The organism is Halomonas sp. MMH1-48, from assembly GCF_022348105.1.
Taxonomy (GTDB): Bacteria; Pseudomonadota; Gammaproteobacteria; order Pseudomonadales; family Halomonadaceae; genus Vreelandella; species Vreelandella piezotolerans.
The window spans coordinates 180,859-187,633 of record NZ_JAKRFL010000005.1; the positions used below are offsets into that span (position 1 = coordinate 180,859).

Genomic DNA, 6,775 nt, shown 5'->3' on the forward strand with positions numbered 1-6,775 from the left:
GGCTAACCCTTCACCGCGGGCAGCGCCAACAGGTCACGGTGGCCCACCCATACCCCTATTTGGCCGCGCTCCACGGCATCCAGGCGTGCGGTACGCCACTCGGCAATCCGCATGGCGGCGTCGGGGGCCTGCTCGGTGGCGGCTTCCGCCCAGCCGTTGATCAGCGAACTGACGAGCGGCTGAGACGCGTGGCTACCCGCGGCAAGCCGCCAGGGCGTGGAGGCTTCCTCTACGTCATAACCCTGCGCCGCCAGGGCGTGGTAGAGCGCCCTGTGGGCCTCGCCGCCCAGCGCCTCACCTAGCCCTTTATCCCGCTGTTGATGCGCGTTGAATAGCCCCAATACAAAGCGATCTTCCGGGTCGTCGATGGGCTGCTGATCCCTATCCGTAAAGCACCATTCGCCGGTCACGCTCAAGCTCACCAGCAGCGCCTGCCGATGCGCAGCACACTGCTGGGCCAGCATGTCGATCCATGGCTGAGACACCAAATCGATGAGCGCTGACGCACTGACGACATCCGCCGCTTGCAAGGCGGGATGCTCGAGAGTCGCGAGTGAAGTGCAGTGTGTTTCCACTTGTAGCGGTTGGCCTGTGGCATCGTGCAACGGCATGGCCCGGCGACGCGCCTCACGCAATAGGGCATCGTCATGGTCGAACAGCGCCCAGCGCTGCGCACCGCTCAACCGAGGCGCAAGAAACTGTACATTGCTGCCCCGCCCACAGCCTAAGTCCGCCAGCGTCACAGGCGCTTCGCAAGACGCGAGCCACGCATCGAGCCGACTGACCAACGCCTCGCTTCGGGCGTGACCATCGACCGCTTCGCGCAGCGTCAGCCAGCTAGCGGCAAACTGACTGCCCGCCGTGAGTTCAGCCGTTCCTTCGTCCTTCAATGCCCTGGCAAACTCAACGCCCGCCGCCTGCCAATCGTTGAGCTCTCCCCGCGCCAGCGCAACGCCCGCTCGCAGCTCGGTTCGCAGCGCTTCGTTGGAACAGAAATTATCGATGGCGGCACCGAGCGCATCGGCATCACCCGGCGCCACGCTAATACCCGCGCCTTCTGGCAAGGTATCGCGCAGGGCACCACCGGTCGTGGTAATCACCGGCAGGCCATGGGCCAACGCCTCGGTGACCACCATGCCGTAACCTTCGTACCAAGAAGGCAGCACCAGCGCATGGGCGTGTTGGTAAGCCGCCTCGAGGGTGTCGGCGTCACACTCACCGTGTAGGGTGATGCGTTCGGCAAGGCGATGCTCATCGATGAGCTGCTGCACGCTGGCGCTAAATGCCGTATCGCGGACACCGCCGTAGCAGTCACACTGCCACTGTTCGCTAGCCACTCGCGCCAGCGCCTTGACCAATACATCCTGCCCCTTGCGCGGCGTCAGGGTGGCCACACACAAAAGGCGGATGGTGTCACCCGCCGCAGGTGCGGGGCTGACCGGCGCTTGGGCAACTCCCGGCTCCACGACAGTAATCGGCGCGGTAATCGGCAGGGAGTAATCGCTCGCGAGTTCGCTCAAACGGCGGGCAGTAAAGCGGCTGGTGACGATGATCCGGGCGACTTCGGCAAGCCCGGTGAGTTCGCTGCGGTGAAGTTGCTGCTGCTCTTCACTGGAGAGCCCCTGCTCATCTCCCAGCGGATGATGCAAAAGCGACGTGATATCCAACCGATCCGTATGGCGCGCCACCACGCCAGGCAGTGCGCCCATGGCTAGGCCGTCGATGATGACTCGCTCGCCATCGGCCAACGTATCCAACGCGCTGGCAAGCGCACGTTTGGCCGTGTCATCGGCTTGAGGAAAACGCCCCTCCAGACCGACCACATCCACCGACAGCCCCTGCTCGCGCAGCGCGTCAACGATGTGTGCATCGTAGATATAACCGCCGGTGCGCTGGTTGGGATCCCCCGCCACCAGTAACGTCAATCGCTGGTTCATAGCGCTCCTTCGTAGCTGGCCCAGGCCACATGGGATTCATGCAGTTTGATTTCCATTTGGGTCAGGCCTTTGGCCGTTTCTCCCATACGGCCCGCCTTGATGGCCGCGGCGAGCTGGTCGAAGATCACTTTCGCCATGAACTCCGTGGTGGTGTTCTGGCCGGACAACTCACTGACCTCATCGAGGTTGCGATAGTTGTAGCCCGCCAACACTTCTTTGACGGTTTCGCTGGCTAGACCGATGTCGATCACCAAGCCATCCTGATCCAGCTCTGGGCGCTGAAACACGACGTCGACCACGTAAGTAGCGCCGTGGGTGCGCTGGGCCGGGCCAAAGATCTCGCCTTTGAAACTGTGGGCAATCATGAAGTGATCGCGAACGCATAAACGGTACATGGCAACTCCCGTAAGCAAATAACGGTTGAAAGATTAGGGGTAGCGAATTCGGTGACAGAGCGCCGTGCTCTGTGGACTAAACAGCGCCGGGGCTCGTTCGGGGAAATCGGCAAAATCGCACTCACTGCTGATCAACGCCTCAAGGGCAGGGTCGGCCAGCAGGCGAAGCGCCACGTTCAAGCGACGGCGATAGTTCCAGCGCGGCTGGAGTTTGGCTGGCAATTGACCCACTTGGCTGGCACGCAGTGTCAATCGCTGGGAGTGGAACGCCCCGCCAAGGGGCAGCGACACCTCTCCTTGACCAAACCAGCTCATCTCGATGACACGGCCTTCATTGCCGACGAGCGACATGGCCAAACGCAGGCCGTCGGGATGACCGCTGGCATGAATCACACAGTCTTGATCGTTCGGGGCTTGCTCAGGCAGGGCAAACGGTACATCGAGGGCTTGGGCCAAGGTTTCACGCTCGGGATTGATATCGACCAGCGTGACCTCGACCCCCGCCATGCGCGTGCACAAATACGCCACCAGCGCGCCCACGACACCCGCCCCCACCACACAAACACGCTCGCCCAGCATGGGGTTGGCATCCCATACGCCGTTGAGCGCGGTTTCCATGTTGGCAGTGAGCACCGCGCGCTGCGCGGGCACGTTATCGGGCACGGGCACTGCCATATCGGCAGGCACCACATAATGATCCTGGTGGGGATGTAGGCAAAACACGGTTTTATCGACAAGCGCGTCAGGCCCATGGGTGACCCGGCCGACGCTGCAATAACCGTATTTCACCGGAGTGGGAAACTCTCCAGCTTGAAAAGGAGCGCGCATGCGCTGGGTTTCGCTGTCCGGCACGCGTGCGTGAAACACCAGTGATTCCGTGCCACGGCTAACGCCGCTGTACAGGGCACGAACGTGCACCTCTGCTTCACCTAACGTGGGCAGCGGTTCCTGCTGCAGTTGGCCCTGCCCTGGGTGTGTTACCCAAAAAGCCATGGCCGTCTTAGGCGCCGACATGACATTTCCTTATCGTTGAAGCGCTGTTTCCATCCGTTGATCTTAACGTGACTAAGATATGGCGACTTTTCAATGGCTCACCTATAGCTTAGCGTAGAAAAGCAATCGGTCTATTAACGCTTGCCAACCTTCAACATTGTTTAATGAGGGAACTTTTGGGGATGCTGACTACCATACACCCTATACAATAATGGTACATAGATAAATTATTGCATCATTAATTTCAACTGCGGTCGACGATACCGCTACGTGAGCCACCATGCCGCCTGTGTCTAACTCCTCCCCATTTCCCCTGCCCAAGCGACTTTGCAGTAGCATCGAACTGCTGGTAGGCGCGCTACTATTGGCAGGTCTTGGGACGCTGCTCGCGCCCCTCATGCCCGGCGCAGCCAACTGGTGGGTGGCCATCGCCTTTTATGGCCTGATCAGCGGCTTGGTCTTGGTGTTTTGGCCTCATGGCCCGCTGGGTTGGGCCAACCGGGTGACACTGGGGCGCGCGGTGCTGGTCGCTCTGGTGGCGGGCGCGCTGGTGAATGACGCCTTTATCGACGCCATTTGGCTATGGCTGGGCGTCTCGGTCATCGCACTATTACTGGACGGCGTGGATGGCTGGATCGCCCGCCGCACTCGCTGCCACTCATCTTTTGGGGCACGCTTCGATATGGAACTGGATGCCCTGCTGATCATGCTGCTGTGTGTTGGCTTGATCATGGAAGAGGGGCTGGGGCTGTGGGTGCTGCTGATTGGCGGCATGCGTTATTTATTCGTGGCCGCTAGCCTTCCCTTCCCTTGGCTGGAGGCGCCGCTCAATGACAGCTACCGCCGCAAAGCCGTGTGCGTCTGGCAGGTCGTGGCGATGCTGCTGGCGCTAACGCCGCTGACCTCACCGCTGTTAGCGGGACTGCTGGCGTTCAGCGCGTTGGTGACGTTGATTTACTCTTTTGGCGTGGATATTAAGTGGCTTTACCAACACCGCTAAACGCATTCATCATTACATGGTGTGTTTAAAAAAGAAATTACCTGATGCCTTTAAAGCAGCCATTTCTTACATCTTACCCACGGGCCCAAAGTATCAAAAAAGGCAACAAAATCAGCTAGTAGACACATTCTTAGCCAAGGCAATACTTGTTCGCCATCATCAACTTTATTTTTTATGAACTTTGTGGTCATCAACAAAAAAACTGATAAGATTTCGCGCTATTCGATTCTTTCATTTGTCACTCAAGTAAGCATTTCACACAACGCTTTTACTTCAAGAGTCTGCCCACCATGACACCCGTTGCCCTCCTTTTTCTTGCGGTTTCCATGTCGGCGGATGCGTTCGCAGCCTCCATCAGTAAAGGCGCGGAACTGAGCAAACCCCGCTTCCATCACGCCATCGGCATTGGCTTGGTGTTTGGCATCATCGAAGCGATGACACCGGTGCTTGGCTGGGTAGCGGGTAAGGCGTCTCAACAGTACGTGGAAGCCTGGGATCACTGGGTCGCGTTTACGCTGCTGACCGTCATTGGCCTGCATATGATTCATGAAGGTCTCAAGAAAGAAGACAAGATAGCGCACCGCAAGCAAACGCTGTGGCTGCTGATACTGACGGCTACCGCCACCAGCCTAGACGCCATGGCGGTAGGTGCCAGCTTGGCATTCATCGATGTGAACATTATCACCACCAGCCTCGCCATTGGCCTTGCCACCACCGTGATGGCCTCCATGGGAACGCTGCTTGGTCACTCATTGGGCAAGTACGTTGGCCACTGGGCCGAACTGATAGGCGGGGTCGTGCTGATGGGGATTGGCGTCATGGTGGTGGTAGAGTATACGGGAGTTTTATAACCAACGGCCCCTACCCACTCGATAACGGCGGATAGGTTCACTCGATAGTAGCGTCGCTCAAAGATGAATGGTTACAAAAACGGGTGGCTGTTTGGCCACCCGTGTTTCGTTATTCGTCTGCTAAAGTGGCTTGCACCACTTCCCCTAGCGAGGCAATGGCTGCATTGCGCTCTTCAAACGAGGCCTCGGTGTCGGTGATATAAAATACCGCCACCGTGGGTGGTTGCTCTGGAGGCCAAATAATCGCGGTAATCGAGCGGGAGCCATAACCACCTGCGCCAGTTCGGTCTGCGATCACCCAATCAAACGGCATGGCGGCACGGAAGAGGCCATCCGCAACGGCATTGCCTTTCATCCATGCTTCTAACTGCTGCCGAGACTCATCCGCTAGGACATCGCCAAGCACCAGTTTTTCTAACGTGGCCAGCATAGCGTTGGGCGTGGTGGTGTCGCGCTCGTCCCCCGGAGTGGCTTCGTTCAACTCAGTTTCATAGCGGTCTAACCGAGTAATAGGATCGTCCATACTACGTGCGAAGGCCGTGACCGCCTCCGGCCCACCTAGCGCCTGTAACACGAGGTTAGCAGCGGTATTATCGCTGGTCGTCATGGTGGCATCGCACAGCTCAAACAGCGTCATCGGTTGATGGCCCGCATACTGCTCAGTCACCGGGGAGTACGTCACTAGGTCAGATTCCTCAAAACTCACCTCGGTCTCCAGCGCTAACTGCCCTTCATCTACCTGCTCCAGTAGCGCGCCGCAGGCCAGGGTTTTGAAGGTACTGGACATCGCAAAGCGCTCATCGGCATTCACTTCCCAACGCTGGCCCGTGGCTAGGTTGTGCGCGGCAAAGCCAATACGCGCGTCCAGCGCCTGTTCGATACGCGCTAGCTCGGCGGTAATGGGGTCGTCTTGCGCCATCGCATGAGATGACGCGAACAGCACGCATGCCGATAGGGCTGCACGCAACCAACGTGGTTGGCGATGATTCATGGTTAATTTTCCTGGTCCTTAAGAGGGTCATAGATACCCTGCGTTGGCGTGGTCAGCCCCGGCAACAAGCGGAGCCATCATTGCACTGATCCATCAGGCTGGCTTTGCCACCCTGGGTAAGCGAACCCAGAAACAGCAGCCCTCCGTTGGTACGGAGTGAAAACCGATGCTGCCCCCCATTTCTTCCACTAGGGACTTGGTGATGGACAAGCCAAGCCCCGTCCCACCGGTGCGTCGCCGGTCTGTCCCGTCCGCTTGAGCAAAACGCTCGAACACGCGCGGCTGAAACGACAACGGTATTCCGTTTCCGTGATCGCACACATGGATTTCAAGCCACTGGCTATCGATTGCCCCTGCGCTTACCGCAACGTGTTCGCCGGGATCAGAGTGCTTGCAAGCGTTCGAGATCAAATTCGCCATGATTTGAGCAAACCGTTCCGGGTCGATGTTCACATAGTCATGCTCATCGAGCGGTTGCATGGCGATGCCTGTCAAGCTTGTTGGAACCTGGAATCAGGCGGCTTCTAATCGCTGATCGCGTTGAACCAGCGGGTCTTCCCGGTCCGGGTTCAGCCAGACCGTCCGGCGCGGTGTCCAGTTCCGAGTGG

7 protein-coding genes are annotated in these 6,775 nt (G+C 58.7%); 2 read left to right on the top strand and 5 right to left on the bottom strand.

Going from position 1 to position 6,775, the window contains the following annotated elements:
* Positions 1–2: 2 nt before the first annotated feature.
* From MHM37_RS07340 to MHM37_RS07350, 3 genes are read right to left on the bottom strand one after another with little or no spacing between them, the layout of a single operon-like run.
* Positions 3–1,937 (bottom strand): glycosyltransferase, encoded by a 1,935-nt coding sequence (locus tag MHM37_RS07340; protein WP_139525316.1) that lies wholly within the window; start codon positions 1,935–1,937, stop codon positions 3–5.
* Positions 1,934–2,332 (bottom strand): 6-carboxytetrahydropterin synthase, encoded by a 399-nt coding sequence (locus MHM37_RS07345; protein WP_139525315.1) that lies wholly within the window; start codon positions 2,330–2,332, stop codon positions 1,934–1,936. Before MHM37_RS07345 ends, MHM37_RS07340 begins: the two co-directional genes overlap by 4 nt.
* A gap of 33 nt (positions 2,333–2,365) precedes the next feature.
* Complete coding sequence (locus MHM37_RS07350; RefSeq protein WP_239296147.1) at positions 2,366–3,346, bottom strand: zinc-binding alcohol dehydrogenase; 981 nt, start codon at positions 3,344–3,346, stop codon at positions 2,366–2,368.
* A gap of 259 nt (positions 3,347–3,605) precedes the next feature.
* Here MHM37_RS07350 and MHM37_RS07355 point away from each other — a divergent pair, with 259 nt between their 5' ends.
* Entirely contained in the window at positions 3,606–4,325 is a 720-nt protein-coding gene (locus MHM37_RS07355; protein ID WP_139525313.1) for a CDP-alcohol phosphatidyltransferase family protein, read from the top strand.
* A 290-nt stretch (positions 4,326–4,615) separates the two neighbouring features.
* Positions 4,616–5,176 carry a manganese efflux pump MntP family protein gene (locus tag MHM37_RS07360; RefSeq protein WP_239296148.1) on the top strand — a complete coding sequence of 187 codons (561 nt, stop codon included), beginning with the start codon at positions 4,616–4,618 and terminating at the stop codon, positions 5,174–5,176.
* 109 nt (positions 5,177–5,285) lie between these two features.
* On the opposite strand, the gene bla is transcribed toward MHM37_RS07360, so the two are convergent.
* Positions 5,286–6,167, bottom strand: coding sequence for a class A beta-lactamase (gene bla, locus MHM37_RS07365; RefSeq protein ID WP_153842270.1), 882 nt, complete (start codon positions 6,165–6,167; stop codon positions 5,286–5,288).
* Positions 6,168–6,260: 93 nt separating this feature from the next.
* The gene (locus MHM37_RS07370; protein ID WP_239296149.1) at positions 6,261–6,647 is read right to left on the bottom strand and encodes an ATP-binding protein; all 387 of its coding nucleotides are present in this window, start codon (positions 6,645–6,647) and stop codon (positions 6,261–6,263) included.
* Positions 6,648–6,775: the final 128 nt, after the last annotated feature.

Coding starts and splice junctions, on each gene's coding strand:
- MHM37_RS07340 (WP_139525316.1), bottom strand. CDS start 1,937: ATGAACCAGCGATTGACGTTACTGGTGGCGGGGGATCCCAACCAGCGC.
- MHM37_RS07345 (WP_139525315.1), bottom strand. CDS start 2,332: ATGTACCGTTTATGCGTTCGCGATCACTTCATGATTGCCCACAGTTTC.
- MHM37_RS07350 (WP_239296147.1), bottom strand. CDS start 3,346: ATGTCGGCGCCTAAGACGGCCATGGCTTTTTGGGTAACACACCCAGGG.
- MHM37_RS07355 (WP_139525313.1), top strand. CDS start 3,606: ATGCCGCCTGTGTCTAACTCCTCCCCATTTCCCCTGCCCAAGCGACTT.
- MHM37_RS07360 (WP_239296148.1), top strand. CDS start 4,616: ATGACACCCGTTGCCCTCCTTTTTCTTGCGGTTTCCATGTCGGCGGAT.
- bla (WP_153842270.1), bottom strand. CDS start 6,167: ATGAATCATCGCCAACCACGTTGGTTGCGTGCAGCCCTATCGGCATGC.
- MHM37_RS07370 (WP_239296149.1), bottom strand. CDS start 6,647: ATGCAACCGCTCGATGAGCATGACTATGTGAACATCGACCCGGAACGG.